This window comes from Rhodococcus sp. EPR-134, assembly GCF_001647205.1.
Classification (GTDB): domain Bacteria; phylum Actinomycetota; class Actinomycetes; order Mycobacteriales; family Mycobacteriaceae; genus Rhodococcus_F; species Rhodococcus_F qingshengii.
Map to the genome: position 1 here is coordinate 1 of NZ_LVCT01000582.1, position 17034 is coordinate 17034.

Annotated in this window: 8 protein-coding genes, 1 tRNA gene and 1 pseudogene; 8 read left to right on the top strand and 2 right to left on the bottom strand. The window is 63.4% G+C overall.

Translation table 11 applies throughout. The features are described from left to right. A partial coding sequence (gltB, locus tag A2J01_RS25645; protein WP_064113876.1) for a glutamate synthase large subunit occupies positions 1-4526 on the bottom strand: 4526 nt, incomplete at its 3' end. 556 nt (positions 4527-5082) lie between these two features. Between gltB and A2J01_RS25650 the strand changes: the two genes are divergently transcribed. Together A2J01_RS25650 and A2J01_RS25660 are read left to right on the top strand one after the other, a co-directional pair. Next, complete coding sequence (locus A2J01_RS25650) at positions 5083-6513, top strand: phytoene desaturase family protein (RefSeq protein ID WP_064113872.1); 1431 nt, start codon at positions 5083-5085, stop codon at positions 6511-6513. Between the two features lie 3224 nt (positions 6514-9737). After that, on the top strand, positions 9738-10079 hold the full coding sequence (locus A2J01_RS25660; RefSeq protein WP_064113877.1) for a hypothetical protein: 342 nt from the start codon (positions 9738-9740) through the stop codon (positions 10077-10079). A 52-nt stretch (positions 10080-10131) separates the two neighbouring features. Here the strand turns inward: A2J01_RS25660 and A2J01_RS25665 are convergent. After that, a tRNA-Leu gene (locus tag A2J01_RS25665) sits at positions 10132-10217 on the bottom strand. Between the two features lie 254 nt (positions 10218-10471). On the opposite strand from A2J01_RS25665, the gene A2J01_RS25670 reads away from it, so the two are divergent. The 6 genes and pseudogenes from A2J01_RS25670 to A2J01_RS36035 form a co-directional block, all read left to right on the top strand. Beyond that, the gene (locus A2J01_RS25670) at positions 10472-11893 is read left to right on the top strand and encodes a DUF3662 and FHA domain-containing protein (protein WP_064113874.1); all 1422 of its coding nucleotides are present in this window, start codon (positions 10472-10474) and stop codon (positions 11891-11893) included. A 186-nt stretch (positions 11894-12079) separates the two neighbouring features. Next, on the top strand, positions 12080-12544 hold the full coding sequence (locus A2J01_RS25675) for an FHA domain-containing protein FhaB/FipA (RefSeq protein WP_003943418.1): 465 nt from the start codon (positions 12080-12082) through the stop codon (positions 12542-12544). Beyond that, positions 12541-13965: a PP2C family protein-serine/threonine phosphatase gene (locus A2J01_RS25680; RefSeq protein WP_064113875.1), complete on the top strand. Its 1425-nt coding sequence runs from the start codon at positions 12541-12543 to the stop codon at positions 13963-13965. The genes A2J01_RS25675 and A2J01_RS25680 overlap by 4 nt, the downstream gene beginning before the upstream one ends. Further along, positions 13965-15416, top strand: a complete 1452-nt coding sequence (locus A2J01_RS25685; RefSeq protein ID WP_007735775.1) for an FtsW/RodA/SpoVE family cell cycle protein — start codon at positions 13965-13967, stop codon at positions 15414-15416. Before A2J01_RS25680 ends, A2J01_RS25685 begins: the two co-directional genes overlap by 1 nt. Next, entirely contained in the window at positions 15413-16879 is a 1467-nt protein-coding gene (locus tag A2J01_RS25690) for a peptidoglycan D,D-transpeptidase FtsI family protein (protein WP_007735774.1), read from the top strand. The genes A2J01_RS25685 and A2J01_RS25690 overlap by 4 nt, the downstream gene beginning before the upstream one ends. Before the next feature lie 3 nt (positions 16880-16882). Next, positions 16883-17034 (top strand): annotated as a pseudogene (locus A2J01_RS36035) (serine/threonine protein kinase); the annotation flags it as partial.

Sequence of the window (17034 nt, forward strand, 5' to 3'; positions counted from 1 at the left end):
AGAACCTTCTTGTAGTCGCGGGGCATCACCTTTGCGAAGTGACCCACCTGCTGCGACCAGTCAGCGAGGATGCGCGTTGCAACCTCGGAGCCGGTTTCGTCGCGATGACGTTCGATGGCGCCCTTCAACCAGGTGAAGTCGTCGCCCGAAAGATCCTCGAGGTCCACCAGTTCGGTGTTGAGGTTCTTCTCGAATGCCTTGTCGGGGTTGTAGATGTACGCGACGCCACCGGACATGCCGGCGCCGAAGTTACGTCCGGTGGCTCCGAGGATGACCACCTTTCCACCCGTCATGTACTCGCAACCATGATCGCCCACACCCTCGACGACGGCAGTGGCGCCGGAGTTACGGACTGCGAAGCGTTCGCCGACGACACCGCGAAGCAGAGCCTCGCCGCTGGTGGCGCCGAACAGGATGACGTTGCCACCGATGATGTTGTCCTCGGCGACAAAGCCTTCCGCTGCATCCAGCGGCGGGCGTACGACGATGCGTCCACCCGAAAGGCCCTTGCCGACGAAGTCGTTGGCGTCGCCGTGCAGGCGCAGGGTCATACCGCTGGGCACGAAAGCACCGAAGCTGTTACCGGCGGAACCGGTGAACGTGATGTCGATGGTGCCCTCGGGCAAGCCCTCTCCACCGAACGCCTTGGTGACCTCGTGGCCGAGCATGGTGCCGACCGTGCGGTTGACGTTGGTGATCGCGGACTCGAAGGAGACCGCCTCACCCTTGTCGAGTGCGTTGCGGGCCGAGACGATCAGCTGCTGATCGAGCGCCTTGTCGAGACCGTGATCCTGCGTGCCGGTGCAGTGGACGTCCTGGTCCATGAACGCGGACTCGACCTGGGTGAGGATCGGCGACAGATCGAGATTGCCTGCCTTGCTTCCCTTCCAGTGATCGAGAGCGCGCGTGGTGTCCAGCATGTCGACCTGGCCGACGGCTTCGAGCAGCGTGCGGAAACCGAGTTCCGCGAGAAGCTCGCGAACCTCTTCGGCGATGAACATGAAGAAGTTCTCGACGAATTCCGGCTTGCCACTGAAACGCTGACGCAGCAACGGGTTCTGCGTCGCGACACCGACGGGGCAGGTGTCGAGATGGCAGACGCGCATCATGATGCAGCCCGAGACAACCAGCGGTGCGGTGGCGAAACCGAACTCCTCGCCGCCGAGCAGGGCAGCGACGACGACGTCGCGACCCGTCTTGAGCTGGCCGTCGACCTGCACGACGATGCGGTCACGGAGACCGTTGAGCAGCAACGTCTGCTGGGTCTCGGCGAGGCCGAGTTCCCACGGTGCGCCCGCGTGCTTGACGGAGGTCAGCGGGGTGGCACCGGTGCCGCCGTCGTGACCGGAGATCAGAACGACGTCGGCATGTGCCTTGGAGACACCGGCCGCGACGGTTCCGACGCCGACCTCGGAGACCAGCTTCACGTGGATGCGGGCCTGCGGGTTGGCGTTCTTCAGGTCGTGGATCAGCTGAGCGAGATCCTCGATCGAGTAGATGTCGTGGTGCGGCGGCGGCGAAATCAGCCCGACGCCAGGCGTGGAGTGCCGAACCTCGGCCACCCACGGGTACACCTTGTGAGCCGGAAGCTGGCCGCCCTCACCGGGCTTGGCTCCCTGCGCCATCTTGATCTGGATGTCGGTGCAGTTGCTCAGGTAGTGCGAGGTGACACCGAAGCGTCCCGACGCGACCTGCTTGATGGCACTGCGACGCAGATCGCCGTTCTCGTCCGGCGTGAAGCGCGACGGATGTTCGCCGCCCTCACCGGAATTGGAGCGGGCGCCCAGACGGTTCATCGCGATGGCGAGAGTCTCGTGAGCCTCGGCGGAGATGGAGCCGTAGCTCATCGCACCCGTCGAGAAACGCTTGACGATCTCGCTGGCCGGCTCGACCTCGTCGATCGAGATCGACGGCCGCTTGCCGATGTTGAAGTCGAACAGACCACGCAGAGCGGCAAGGCGCTCCGACTGGTCGTTGACCATGGTCGTGTACTCCTTGAACACCTCGTACTGACCTGTGCGAGTTGCGTGCTGGAGCTTGAAGACGGTGTCCGGGTTGAACAGGTGGTACTCGCCTTCACGACGCCACTGGTACTCGCCGCCGACCTCGAGCTCGCGGTGAGCGCGCTCTTCGGGGCGATCGAGGTATGCGACGGCGTGACGTGCCTGGACGTCGGCTGCGATCTGGTCGAGGCCGATGCCACCGAGCTGCGACTGCAGACCGGTGAAGTACTCGTCCGTCAGCTCCTGCGAGAGGCCGATGACCTGGAACAACTGAGCACCGGTGTACGACGCGAGCGTCGAGATGCCCATCTTGGACATCACCTTCAGGACACCCTTGCCGGCTGCCTTGATGTAGTTCGCGATGCCCTTCTCGAGGGTCAGACCCTCGAGCTCGCCGTTCTGCAGGAACTCGTCGATGGTCTCGAAAGCCATGTACGGGTTGACCGCTGCGGCACCGAAGCCGATGAGGAGCGCCATGTGGTGCACCTCGCGGGCGTCGCCGGCCTCGACGATGAGGCCGACCTTGGTGCGCGACTTCTCACGAACCAGGTGGTGGTGCACGGCCGAGGTGAGGAGCAGCGACGGGATCGGCGCGTAGTCCTCGGTGGACTCACGGTCCGAGAGCACGACGATGCGTGCGCCACCCTCGATTGCCTGCGAGACCTGGTACTTGATGCCCTCGAGCGCACGACGGATACCGTCGCCGCCTTCCTTGACGGGGTACAGGCCGCGGATCACGACACTGCGGAAGCCCGGGAATTCGCCGTCGTCGTTGACGTGAACGAGCTTCGACAGGTCGTCGTTGTGCAGGATCGGCTGCGGGAGCGCAATCTGCTTGCAGGAGTCCGCATTCGGGTGCAGCAGGTCGCCCTCGGGGCCGATGGTCGCGCCGAGGCTGGTGACGACCTCTTCACGGATCGCGTCGAGAGGCGGGTTGGTGACCTGAGCGAAGAGCTGCGAGAAGTAGTCGAACAGCATCCGCGGACGTGACGAGAGCACGGCGATCGGAGTGTCGGTACCCATCGAGCCCAGTGCCTCGGCACCGGAGAGAGCCATCGGCTTGACCAGCAGGTTGACCTCTTCGTTGGTGAAACCGAAGAGCTGCTGACGCAGCACGACGCGCTCGTGCGACATGTACGTGTACGGACGGTCCGGCAGGTCGTCCATGTGGATCAGACCTTCGTCGATCCACTGCTGGTACGGGTGCTCGGCAGCGAGTTCGTTCTTCAGTTCCTCGTCGCTGATGACCCGGCCCTGCGCGGTGTCCACGAGGAACATGCGACCGGGCTGGAGGCGGACCTTGCGGACCACGGTGGACGGATCGATCGGCAGGACGCCGACCTCCGACGCCATGACGACGAGGCCGTCTTCGGTGATCCACAGACGCGACGGACGCAGACCGTTGCGGTCCAGCACGGCGCCGATGACGGTGCCGTCGGTGAAGCACACCGACGCCGGTCCGTCCCAGGGCTCCATGAGTGCCGAGTGGTACTCGTAGAACGCCCGACGAGCGGGGTCCATGCTCTCGTGCTTCTCCCAGGCTTCCGGGATCATCATGAGAACTGCGTGCGGCAGGCTGCGGCCGGCGAGGTGCAGCATCTCGAGCACCTCGTCGAAACGAGCGGTGTCACTGGCGCCCTGGGTGCAGATCGGGAAGATCTTCTCCAGGTTCTCGCGGCCGCCGAAGACGTCACTGTCGATCAGGGACTCGCGAGCGCGCATCCAGTTCTCGTTGCCGGTGACGGTGTTGATTTCACCGTTGTGAGCGACCCGGCGGAACGGGTGCGCCAGCGGCCACGACGGGAACGTGTTGGTGGAGAAGCGCGAGTGGACCAGGCCCAGTGCGCTCTCGACACGATCGTCCTGCAAATCGAGGTAGAAACCCTTGAGCTGCGGGGTGGTGAGCATGCCCTTGTAGACGAACGTCTGGCCGGACAGGCTGGGGAAGTACACGGTCTCGCTACCCGGGCCACCCTTGCCGGCGCCTTCGGAGCCGAGCTCGTGCTCGGTGCGCTTACGCACCACGTATGCATGACGCTCGAGATCCATGCCGGTGTACTTGTCACCCTCGGAGCCGATGAAGATCTGACGGAACGTCGGCATCGCGTCGCGCGCCAGTGCGCCCAGCGATGAGTCGTCGGTTCCGACCTCGCGCCAGCCGAGAACCTTCAGGCCCTCTTCGACGACGATCTTCTCGACTGCAGCAGCAGCCTCGTGTGCATCGGCATCGCCCTGCGGGAGGAATGCGATACCGGTTGCGTACGCGCCTTCGGCGGGCAGCGCGAAGTCCACGACAGCTCGGAAGAACTTGTCGGGAACCTGCAGCAGAATGCCCGCACCGTCACCCGTGTTGGGTTCGGATCCGGCAGCGCCGCGATGCTCGAGGTTGACCAGAGCGGTGATCGCCTTTTCGACGATGTCCCTGCTGCGGCGACCATGCATGTCGACAACAAATGCGACTCCACAGGAGTCGTGCTCATTGGACGGGTGATAGAGGCCCTGGGGGCCTGGAAGTTGCTTCATACCCAGCCTTCGTATGCCATAAAGATGCACCGACGACCAGCAGCGCTGATGGCCATCAACTTGCAATGCAAGTCCTTCAAAGCACCGACACGACGATGTGTTCGGTACCACCGAAGTAGCCGCCCTGCGCAGACGCGATGGTGTGCGTTCTGGCACCCGGCGACGTGAGTCTTCGGTCGGTTGAAACTTTTGTGAGTCAACCGTGTAACGAAAACGATAATTCAGAACCCCGGCACGGGCGCAACTAAGGTAGCCCTATAATTGCTCTGAACTGCGGCGATGCAGGGAGCCAGAAGGCCCCTCGACAGATTTCGGAGCTGCGTCTGTGCAGAGAAGTTCCGATTCACAGGATACCGAATCCGCAGGAAACAGGCGCGACAGGCGATAAATGCAACAACTGGCCGCAGCGATAAGAATCAGCTGCGGCCAGTGCGCCTCGAACTGTAACAAAAGTTGATCGATCAACCAAGGTCTAGGCCTGAATTGTTTGCTCGCAGAATGCCATCGCTGTAATTTCCGTAGGCTCACCCTTGAGAAGACGGGTGGCGAAGCGCAAATGACAACAGCAGTAGTGGTGGGCAGTGGCCCCAACGGTCTCGCGGCGGCGATCGAACTCGCCCGCGCCGGAATCGACGTCCATGTCATCGAGGGTGCGGACAAGATCGGCGGCGGCACCCGCAGTAGCGAATACATAGTCGACGGACTCGTCCACGACGATTGCTCCGCCTTCCATCCCACAGCCTTGGCTTCTCCTTACTTCAAGGAACTCGACCGCGAATTCGGGCTCGCCAAGCACGGCCTGACGTGGCTGTGGCCCGAGATCGATCTGGCCCATCCACTCGACGACGGCACCGCCGGGGTTCTCTGGCGCGACATCAACCGGACCGCTGACGGACTGGGTGGCGACGGCAAGCGCTGGCTCGACGTCTTCGGATACCTCTCCGAGAACTTCGACGAGTTGGTGCAGGACGTCTTCCAGCCGATCGTCCACGTCCCGAAGCACCCGCTGATGCTCGCCCGTTTCGGGACAGGTGCTCTGCTTCCCGCGACGGGTTTCGCGCGGATGTTCAAGACCCCACAGGCGCGGGCACTGTTCGGCGGCGTCGCGGCGCACATGTTCGGGACGCTCACCCTTCCCCTGTCCAGCGCCGTCGGCTCGATGCTCACTGCTGGAGCCCATGCTCACGGTTGGCCTGTGGCACAAGGTGGTTCGGGCTCAATTGCAGCCGCCCTCGCGTCGATCCTGCGAAGCCTCGGTGGCACCATCGAAACCGGGAACTGGGTCACCAACTACTCCCAGATCGCCGACTACGACATCGTCATGCTCGACATCGCCCCCGACGCGGCCGGTCGTCTGCTCGACGGTCGCCAGCCCGACCGCATCGCACGGGCCTACCGCAAATTCCGCTACGGCACCGCCGCCTACAAGGTCGACTACGCCGTGCGTGGTGATTCCGACGGGGGCGTCGTGCCGTGGACGAATCCGCACGCCCGCAAGGCCGGCACCCTGCATCTGTCCGGGACGATTTCGGAGACTGCTGCTGTCGAACGCCAGACCGTTCGGGGTCAGATGCCGGACAAGCCCTTCATTCTGTTGGGCCAGCAGTTCTTGGCCGACCCTTCCCGTTCCGTCGGAGACATCCATCCGGTCTGGGCGTATGCGCATGTGCCGCATGGCTATCCGGGCGACGCGACCGATGCAGTGACGCGTCAGATCGAGCGGTTTGCGCCGGGGTTCCGGGACCGGATCGTGGGCGTCCATGTGCGCAATGTGCCGCAGATGCAGGCGTACAACCCCAACTACGTGGGTGGCGACATCTCCGCGGGGGCGAACACTGCGCGGCAGATCATCGCGCGCCCCCGGTTCGGGCTGGACCCCTATGCCACCGGGGCCCCGGGCGTGTACCTCTGCTCGTCCGCGACTCCCCCGGGCGGCGGGGTTCACGGGATGGGTGGGTTCAATGCTGCGCGGGCGGCGCTGGGTTGAGGCGTCCCCGATGGGGACGACATTTCGGACACACGTGAACCCATCGTCACGGTCCAAGGAAACGGCGAACTTCTGTCGGACACGCCCGATACACAAACGGGCCGTAATTCGAGCACGCCTGCGTTCCGGCCGCGCCTCTGAACAAGAGGTTGAACTGACCCTGTTTGGCGCCGGCTGGGTCGCTTCAGATAGCGACCGCTGGCGAGAACGACTGGCATTGGTCCACATCGACGACGAATGGAAACTCGCAATACCATCGACATGGAACTTTGTACGGGTCGAACGCCCGATCCCCGATGCGCTTACCCAGGTTCTCAGCTCGGTTCAATCCCGCCGGGTTGCGGCCGAAATAATGGCTTCACCGCGGTACAGATGGATCGGATCACGAAGTTAGAGCCGATCCTCCGTCGCCATGGCCACTTAAATATTCAGGTGGAGGATGACCGCTCACCAACCGTGTCTGTCCATCTCCACACACCACCTCTGCGCGCTGACATGCGAACTGATCTGCAATCAACGGGGTTCGATCGCCTTCAATGCCGTCGGAAACCCCGGACGCCCGCAGCGATTCGACGTTGATTGTCGACGCGGGTTTTCGACACACTCCACCTGCGCAATCGCCGCGGCTGACCAGATGCCGAATATCGATCTATCCTCGACAAGAGTGCATTCCGCTCATCAAGGACACGGCCAGCGCTTGCGCGGGGGTGGCCGACGAAGTATCCGGTTCAAGCCGGGGCACTCATAGGTCCGAAACGTCCCACAAGTCGCCACATCACTCAATCGTGAGACTCTAGTTTTGGCACGTACTTCTGAGACGCAGTGGGCTGGACCAACACCTGATCCCACGCAGAACGAGCGGATGTCTCAATTCCAGGAAATAGACTGCGGCTGATAGGTGGCGGAGATTCCTCATGTCAGTGAGATGATGTTCTCCGTCAGCCGCAACCAAGCTAGATGCGATTATCGCGGCACCGGCACGTATGTCTTCCTAGCAGCGCCCGGAAAAATCCACGGCGCCAGGTATGTCGGTACCTGCGAATATCGTAGCTAGGTGGAGAACACACCTCGTCGTACGACTCAATCGACTTCTCGGGCACTCGGCGCCCTGGCCCTTTCACTCTCGCTGGCTGGCCTATTGCTGTGCTTCATCTCTGTAAATCGGATGTTCGGGCTGGGCATCCAATACGGAGCGCTTGGTACTTGGGTTGGAGGTCTGGCGTCTGCAGCGGCGGCCGGGGCTGCGTATATGACACTGCGGCAACTATTACGGGCCCGGAATGTGCAAGAGGAAGACAGACGTTCTCGTGCTCTTCGCCGCGCGGGGCGGGTCGAAGTGCGAATCGAACCGACTCAGACCGTTGTAGCCCCTCACTATCCGCTTGGATGGGCGGTATCGGTGGCGAACCGATCGGATGACTCGATCTATGACGTCCGCGTCGGACGTGTTCTCACGGCCTTGGTTGCTGGGGCACCCGCGAACACCGTCACGCTATCGATACCAATGGCCGCAGACACACATCCTCCTGCGTTTCTCGGTGCGGGCGAAGTCCAAGAATTCCAGTTCATCTCCAACAAAGAGATCGTCAACAGCACTTACGGGTTCGTGCCAATCGAGTTCACTGACGAGGACGGCAACCGGTTCCGTAGTGTGCCAGCTGCGCTGAGCCCGTCCGGGAGGATCGTTAGTCGGTGGGTCCACTCGGATGCGCTCACCGCGAACGGCGAGTGGCGACGGCCTACGGAACGGATAGAGCCTACGGAACGGATAGAACCGTCGCCGACGCTTGTGAGCGTGGCTGGGCAGGTTCCACAGTCGGTCTATCAGCACGAGGGGTGATCAGAGGGCTGCAACAGCGTCTCGAACATTTCGATGCCGGCAACATCGGTATTCACAGGATCACTCCGAACGGCGTCGCTCGGCAACCGGCATTTCATCAAAGGCTCGGCGTTCTACTCGACATCGGGGCGCTTCGTAAGGCATCAATCGCGAATGGGTGGATTAGGGGCGACGGCAAAATGCAATGGTCTATTCACACCACTGCTGGTAAGAGACGACCAAGTCTCTTACTGTAGCTCCCGAATTATTTGGCACGGTGCTAGGCAAGATGCCGGTGAGTGTCGGGGCCGACTATCCCGACGATATTCCGATGGCCGTGGCGTAGACCGCAAAACAGATACACCGATCGGACAAACTGCCTGTTTAGCACTGGGATATCCAGGATGCAGGGAGTCGCAGATATCCGCAGTTCCGCTGAGAGTCGTCCGGAAGAAAGTCGTACACGAAGCAACCCTGGTCAAAATCGACCGCGCACACCTCTCGATCAACACCGACAAGGTGCACGCAGATTGCAGACCAACCGTGACTACATTCACGGGAACACTCTCCACCACTGCGTGGACCAGTGGGAACGCATCGTCGCGGACAACGAAATCGGCACCGTCGCAGGATCCACATCTCCGAAACCGAGACCGACTTCGAGATGCGAACATGTCGCCCCTGTCAGTCTTGCTGAGCGAGAGCGAACGCCTGCAGGTACTCGACCTTCTCTTCCAGAGAACCCGTGAGTGAACCGACGCGGCTAGAGCGGCTAGAGAGGTCGGATATCACCACGTATGGGGAATCTGGTTCACCGGGCGGTCGTCGTCGCTGGCTGGCTGGCTGGCTGGCTGGCTGGCTGGAAGACGAATACTTCGATAAGTACGAATGATCGTAGTATTCGCGCGGTCTTATTCGGTGGAGCGCTCGCGATCGGCCACGGTCGGTTGAACCGGGTCTCGTGCTGACCGGCACCGGCGGCCCGACGTGTGCCGCCACGAGAGTCCGGCCAGGAAATGTCAGCCCCGCCCCCAGGATTCGGGAAAGGCACTTCTCGCAAGTGGACAACAGATCGAGCGCGCGATGAGCGAGAACGTCGTGGCCAGCTCCAGGTCTGACGTGGCCGCGCCGAACGTGGTGCCCAGAGCCAGCGAGTTGTTCAATCGGCCTGCCGCGATGGACGATTCGGAATTCACTAGTCGATACAGGGCCTTCGTTCACGCGAAAACTCGCGCGCAGTCCTCGCTCGACTTGAGAATCGACTCAGATCCGTTGTCCAAGCAACCGGTGCCGAACCACCCCGCCATGGGGTGAATGTCCGTTATCTTCCTCGATAGTGGTTGCAATCTCCTGGCTGCTCGGCGTCCCGTGCAGGGATGCTGTCACCACGAAAGGGAGCACATCTGTGAATGGACTCGACACACCTAATCGTTTGTCCCGGACCACCGCGGCCCTCGGCGTCTGCGCGCTCGCTGCCGCGATCACCTTCGGCAGTGCAGTGGGTACTGCATCAGCCGACACTCCGATCGTCGACCTCGGCAGTATCTCGTTCTCGGTGACCAACGGTCCCGACAACACCATCTACGACATCAACGCCATCATCAATCTCCCACCCGGCACACTGCCGCCAGGGATGATGAACCCTCAGATCACTGCGCCCGCCGCGGCCCCTCAAACAGTCAACGACTCGTTTGCAGGCACCGCATTGGACTTCGTTCTGAGATTCATTCAGGCTGCGACCAGTTAGCCGACAACAAAAACGAGGCCACCAACTCTTATGAGTTCGTGGCCTCGTCTTGTGGTGGGCGAAGGGGGACTTGAACCCCCACGTCCCGAAGGACACTGGCACCTGAAGCCAGCGCGTCTGCCATTCCGCCACTCGCCCGAGCAACGCCGAAACATTATCACGACAAACTTTGAAAGTTCTATTCGTGCAGATCAGGGCACGAATCAGTGAACACCGAGCAGCCGAAAGCCCAGAACCGATACCATGCTGAAACAGCGGCCAGGTACTGCCGAAGCGACATTTGACAGTACCGTGGAACCTGTACAGCAGTTTGGACGACACGCGACAAGGCGGTGCCGGCGCTACTTGCCGAGCATTTTGCCGTCGTAGATGCGAGGCGAGAGGAGGGCCCGATGGGCATCGTGCAGCGTTTCGAACGAAAGCTCCAAGGAGCTGTCGGCGACGCATTCGCGCGGGTCTTCGGTGGTGGTGTTGTGCCGCAGGAAGTAGAGGCGGCGCTCCAGCAGGAGGCACGTGACCGCGTCGAGCACCTCGGCGGCGGAATCCTTCTCGCCCCCAACAACTACGTGATCACCATCAACAACTCCGATCACGAAGAGTTGGCAGCTGATCGCGAACTGACGACCAAGGCTTTCAGCCGACACCTGCAGGATTTCATCCGCGATCAGGGTTGGCAGACGTACGGCGACATCTCGGTCACTTTCGAGCCTTCGCCTACGCTCCACACCGGTCAGTTCCGCACCCGCGGGACCGTCGACCCGGATGGTGACGCCGAGCAGGCATCACCGCCGTCGCATGTTCCGCAGGTTTCGTCGCGGCCTCCACAACGGCCGCCTCAGCGACCCGCACCGATTGTTCCCCCTGTTTCCAATCCAGTCCCGTCACAACCAGGAGCCGGCCCCATGACGCAGAACTCAGGCTACGAACCAAGCCGCGAACCGGCGGGTCGCCAGCCCGAACCGCAGCAGCCGGCACGGAACGGGTACTCCCACGACGACGGCGGTTATGCCGCTCCGCAGGGCCAGGAAGCGCCGTACCAGAACGGTTACGACCGCGGCGACGGTTACCGCACGGGCGACGACCAGCAGGGCTACAACCAGCAGCAGGGTGGCTACGACCAGCAGGCGTACCCGAACCAGCAGCAGCCGTACGAGCAAGCCGGTTACGACCAGCAGGGTTATGACCAGCAGGGCGGCGGCTACGACCAGCAGGGTTACCAGCAGCAGCAGCCGTACGACCAGCAGGGCTACGGCCAGCAGGCGTACCAGGGTGGGTACGACCAGCAGGGCTACCAGCAGGGCGGCTACGACCAGCAGGGTTACCAGCAGCCGTACAACGGCCAGTCCTACGATCAGCCGGGTTACGACCAGCAGAGCTACCAGCAGGGCGGTTACGACCAGCAGGCGTACACACAGCAGCCGTACGAGCAGGCCGGCTACGAGCAGGGCGGCAACTTCGAGCAGACGCAGGCCTACCCGCAGCAGGGCTACGCCCAGCCGCAGGGCGGTTACGCACCGACGGCCCAGAGCCTGACGGCAACCCTGCAGCTCGAGGACGGCAGCGGACGCCACTTCCAGCTTCGCGACGGCAGCAATGTCATCGGCCGCGGCCAGGAAGCTCAGTTCCGCCTCCCGGACACGGGCGTCTCACGTCGCCACATCGACATCCGTTGGGACGGCCGCACCGCGATGCTGTCCGATCTGGGATCCACGAACGGCACCACCGTCAACGGCGCACCGGTCCAGGACTGGCAGCTGGCAGACGGCGACATCATTCGTGCAGGTCACTCGGAGATTCTGGTTCGCATTCTCTGAGCTGAGAAACGGACGCCAGGATTTTTCCGATAACAATCGAACATTCGGCGGTCCGTCGGCGCGCCGCCGTCACGCGGCTGTCAGTATCGTGATCTTCGGGGCCCAGAGCCCCCTATGATGCTGCCAGTCGACAATGCTCGAACCCCGCTGCGGCGGGGCTCGAGCCATAGAAGGAGGTGGACAGCCGTGCAGGGCCTGATTCTGCAACTCACACGGGCGGGCTTCCTGCTCCTACTGTGGCTGTTCGTCTGGGCAGTCCTCCGCACTCTCCGCTCCGACATCTATGCCGGCTCCGGGGTCAGGGTTCCGCCGCGGTACACCCGCGCCGGAAAGGTCCTGCCCTCGCTGGGCAAGGCCAAGGTGCCTCGGTACCTGGTGGTCACGCAGGGCGCCCTCGCCGGCACCCGCATCACCCTCGGTTCTCAGCCCGTCATGATCGGCCGCGCCGACGATTCGACGCTCGTTCTCACCGACGATTACGCGTCGACGCGCCATGCACGGCTCTCGCAGCGCGGCGCTGATTGGTACGTCGAGGATCTCGGTTCGACCAATGGCACCTATCTGGACCGCGCCAAGGTCACGACTGCGGTGCGCGTCCCGCTGGGCACCCCGGTTCGCGTCGGCAAGACGGTAATCGAGCTACGCCCGTGACCCTTGTTCTCCGCTACGCGGCGCGCAGCGACCGCGGTCTCGTGCGCTCCAACAACGAAGATTCCGTGTACGCCGGTGCCCGTCTGCTGGCCTTGGCCGACGGTATGGGCGGACACGCGGCCGGTGAGGTCGCGTCGCAGTTGATGATCGCCGCCCTGGCGCATCTCGACGACGACGAGCCCGGCGAGGATCTGCTCGGCAAGCTCGAGGCAGCCACCCGCGAGGGCAACGATTCCATCGCCGATCATGTCGAGGAAGAACCCGAACTCGACGGCATGGGCACCACGCTCACCGCGATCCTCTTCTCCGGCAGCAAGCTCGGCCTGGTCCACATCGGCGACTCACGCGCCTACCTGCTGCGTGACGACCACCTGACGCAGATCACCCGCGACGACACTTTCGTGCAGTCGTTGGTCGACGAGGGTCGGATCACCGCCGAGCAGGCACACACGCACCCGCAGCGATCCCTGATCATGCGGGCGTTGACCGGCAACGAGATCGAGCCGACGCTCACCGTGCGCGAAGCCCGCGCCGGCGATCGTTACCTGCTCTGCTCCGACGGCCTCTCCGATGTGGTCAGCGACGAGACCATCGAGAACACGATGCGTGAAGGCTCGCAGGAGCAGTGCGCCGACCGTCTCATCGAATTGGCGCTGCGCAGCGGCGGTCCCGACAACGTCACCGTCGTCGTCGCCGATGTCATCGACCTCGACTACGGCCAGTCGCATCCCATCGTCGCGGGTGCCGCGTCGACGGAAGAGGAAGAGGACTCCCCTCCCCCCAACACTGCTGCCGGCCGCGCCGCTGCCATGCGTCCGCCGCGCGCGACGCCCAAGCGAGTTGTCTCCCAACCCGAACCGGAACCGAAGAAGAAGCGGAACCGGTTGTGGTGGGTGGTCCTCGCCGTGGTGCTGATCGCGCTGGTCGGCGTCGGCGCTGTGATCGGCCGCGCCGTCATCCGCAACAACTACTACGTCGGCGAAGACAACGGCCGCGTGACGGTGCTGCGCGGAATCCCCGGTTCGGTGCTCGGCTACTCGCTGCAAGACGCGGATCTGGTGGGTTGCGTCGGCGACGACGACGTCCTGACCCTCGTCTCCCCCGACGCGATTCCCAGCAACTGCAACATCCTCGAAGTGACGGATCTGCAGCCGTCTGCGCAGGAGCAGGTGCGCGCCGGGCTGCCGTCCGGCAAGCGTGAAGATGCGCAGAGCCAGATGATCCGTCTCATCGGCGGCGATCTGCTGCCTCGTTGTGAGCCGGTTCCGACGACGACGGCCACGCCCACTCCCCCGCCGGCACCGGAGACCACGCCGCCCCCCGCACCACCCGCGGATCCTGCTGCACCGACGACGGCAGCACCCACGACTACGCCGACGCCGACCGAAGTTCCCGGTCAGACTTGCAGGACGGTCAACTGATGTCGTCCAACGCAGCTGCGGGGACGGCTTTTCCGAGTCCGCCCGGAGGTTTTGCCCCGGCGCCGGTCCAGTCGACCCGTCGAAACATGGAGCTGCTGCTCCTGGGCTTTGCCGTCATCATCACGACGGTCTCGCTTCTGCTCGTCGAGGCGAGCCAGGAACAGAAGATCACTCTCGATCTGGCCAAGTACGCGCTCGCGTACACGGGCTTGTTCCTGATCGCGCACTTGGCAATTCGGCGGTATGCGCCGTACGCCGATCCGCTGTTGCTGCCGATCGTCGCCCTGCTCAACGGCCTCGGGTTGGTGCTCATCCACCGACTCGACCTCGCCGACGAACAGACAGCGCTCTACAACGGCGTCGAGGCACCGTCACCGGATGCGAACCAGCAGGTCATGTGGACTGCATTGGCGATCACCGGTTTCGTGCTGCTGCTCGTGTTCTTGAAGGACTACCGCCTGATGGCGCGGTTCAGCTACACACTCGGCCTCGCGGGCCTGGTGTTCCTGGCGATTCCCGCGATCCTGCCGGCGAAGTTCTCGAGCGTGAACGGCGCGAAGATCTGGATTCGCCTGCCCGGATTCAGCATTCAGCCAGGTGAGTTCGCGAAGATCCTGCTCATCATCTTCTTCGCGTCGGTGCTCGTCGCGAAGCGCGACCTGTTCACCTCGGCCGGTAAACACTTCCTGGGCATGGACTTTCCGCGTGCCCGCGACCTCGGGCCGATCCTGCTCGCCTGGATCGTCTCGGTGGGCGTTCTCGTCTTCGAAACAGACCTCGGTACGTCGTTGCTGCTCTTCAGCACCGTGCTGGTGATGCTCTACATCGCGACCGAGCGTGTGGGCTGGCTGGTGATCGGCGGCGGACTGCTCGCCATCGGATTCTTCTTCGCCTACAAGATGTTCGGACACGTGCGCGTGCGCGTCGACACCTGGCTGGACCCGCTCGGCGACTACGCCAATACCGGGTATCAGATCTCGCAATCGCTGTTCGGCCTGGCCACCGGCGGTATCGCCGGAACAGGTCTGGGCAGCGGCCGCCCCAACCAGGTGCCGTTCGCGAAGACGGACTTCATCATCGCGACCATCGGCGAAGAGCTCGGCCTGATCGGCCTGGCCGCTGTGCTGATGCTGTTCCTGCTTCTCATCGTGCGCGGCCTGCGTACGGCGTTGGCAGTGCGCGACAGCTTCGGCAAACTGCTCGCCGCCGGTCTGTCGTTCACCATCGCGATCCAGATCTTCGTTGTCGTCGGCGGCGTCACCAAGCTGATCCCGCTGACGGGTCTGACAACACCGTTCATGTCGTACGGCGGCTCGTCGCTGCTCGCGAATTACCTACTGCTGGCCATCCTCGTCCGGATCTCGGACGCGGCTCGTGCGCCGGTAGTGACGAAGAAGAAAGGTCCGCCCCCAATCGCTGACGCCAATACCGAGATGATGCCGCGCGTATGAACACTCCACTGCGCCGCGTCGCGATGGCCGTCATGGTGATGGTTGTCGCGCTCCTCGCCAACGCCACGTACGTACAGGTCATCAAAGCTGACGACCTGCGAGCCGACCCGCGCAACTCGCGGGTGCTGCTCGACGAGTACTCACGCCAGCGAGGTCAGATCTCGGCTTCCGGTCAGGTGCTTGCCGCCTCCCGCGCCACCGACGACCGGTACAAGTACCTGCGCGAGTATCCGAATCCGTACCCGTACGCCCCGGTCACGGGCTTCTACTCGATGCAGTACGGCAGCGCCGGTCTCGAGCGCACCGAGGATCCGATTCTCAACGGCTCGGACAACCGGCTGTTCAGTCAGCGCTTCTTCGACCTGGTGTCCGGACGCGATCCGCGCGGCGGCAACGTCGTCACGACGCTAAATCCGGCCATGCAGCAGGTGGCGTACGACCAGCTGACCAGCAAGGGTTACACCGGGTCCGTCGTCGCGATCGAGCCGAGCACCGGACGCATCCTGACGATGGTCAGCACTCCGAGCTACGACCCGAACCTGCTTGCCAGCCACGACGGCGCCGAAACCACGAAGGCATGGGACGAGCTCAATGCCGATCCCAACGATCCGCTGGTCAACCGCGCGATCTCGCAGACCTACCCACCCGGCTCGACGTTCAAGGTGCTCACCACGGCCGCAGCTCTTGGCAACGGTGCGACGCCGGACGACCAGCTGACCGCGGCTCCGCAGATCACGCTGCCCGGCACCAGCACGACCCTCGAGAACTACAACGGCAGCACGTGCGGCCCCAACCCGACGGCGTCGTTGCGCGACGCGTTTGCGCGCTCGTGCAACACGGCGTTCGTCGAACTGGGCATCAAAGACGGCGCCGACGCCATCAAGGACGAGGCCAGCGCCTTCGGTATCGGACCCAACACTCCCGCGATCCCGCTGCCGGTTGCAGACAGCACGGTCGGCGACATCTCCGACGACGCGGCTCTCGGCCAGACCAGCATCGGCCAGCGTGACGTCGCGGTGACCCCGCTCGAGAACGCAGTGATCGCCGCGACCGTCGCCAACGGTGGAGTGCGGATGCAGCCCAACCTGATCTCCCAGTTGCAGGCACCGGATCTGACCGATCTCAGTACACCGTCGCCGGTGTCGATGGGTCAGGCGATCTCGCCGGCAGTTGCGGCAACGCTGACCGATCTGATGATCGGCTCGGAGAACTTCACCGGCGGCGACGGCAAGATTCCCGGCGTTCAGATCGCGTCCAAGACCGGTACCGCGGAGCACGGCGTGAACCCGCGGGAAACTCCGCCGCACGCCTGGTACATCGCTTTTGCACCGGCGCAGAATCCGACGGTCGCCGTGGCCGTCATAGTCGAGAACGGTGGTGACCGCGGACTTGCCGCTACCGGTGGCTCGGTTGCTGCGCCGATCGGTCGTGCAGTCATCGCAGCCGGAATCCAAGGGGGCTGAACCGTGGCGTTGAACAACGGCGCTTTGATCGCCGATCGTTACCGATTGATCCGTCTCATCGCCACCGGTGGGATGGGTCAGGTGTGGGAAGCCACGGACTCCCGGCTCAACCGTCGCGTCGCCGTCAAGGTACTCAAGTCCGAGTTCTCTTCCGA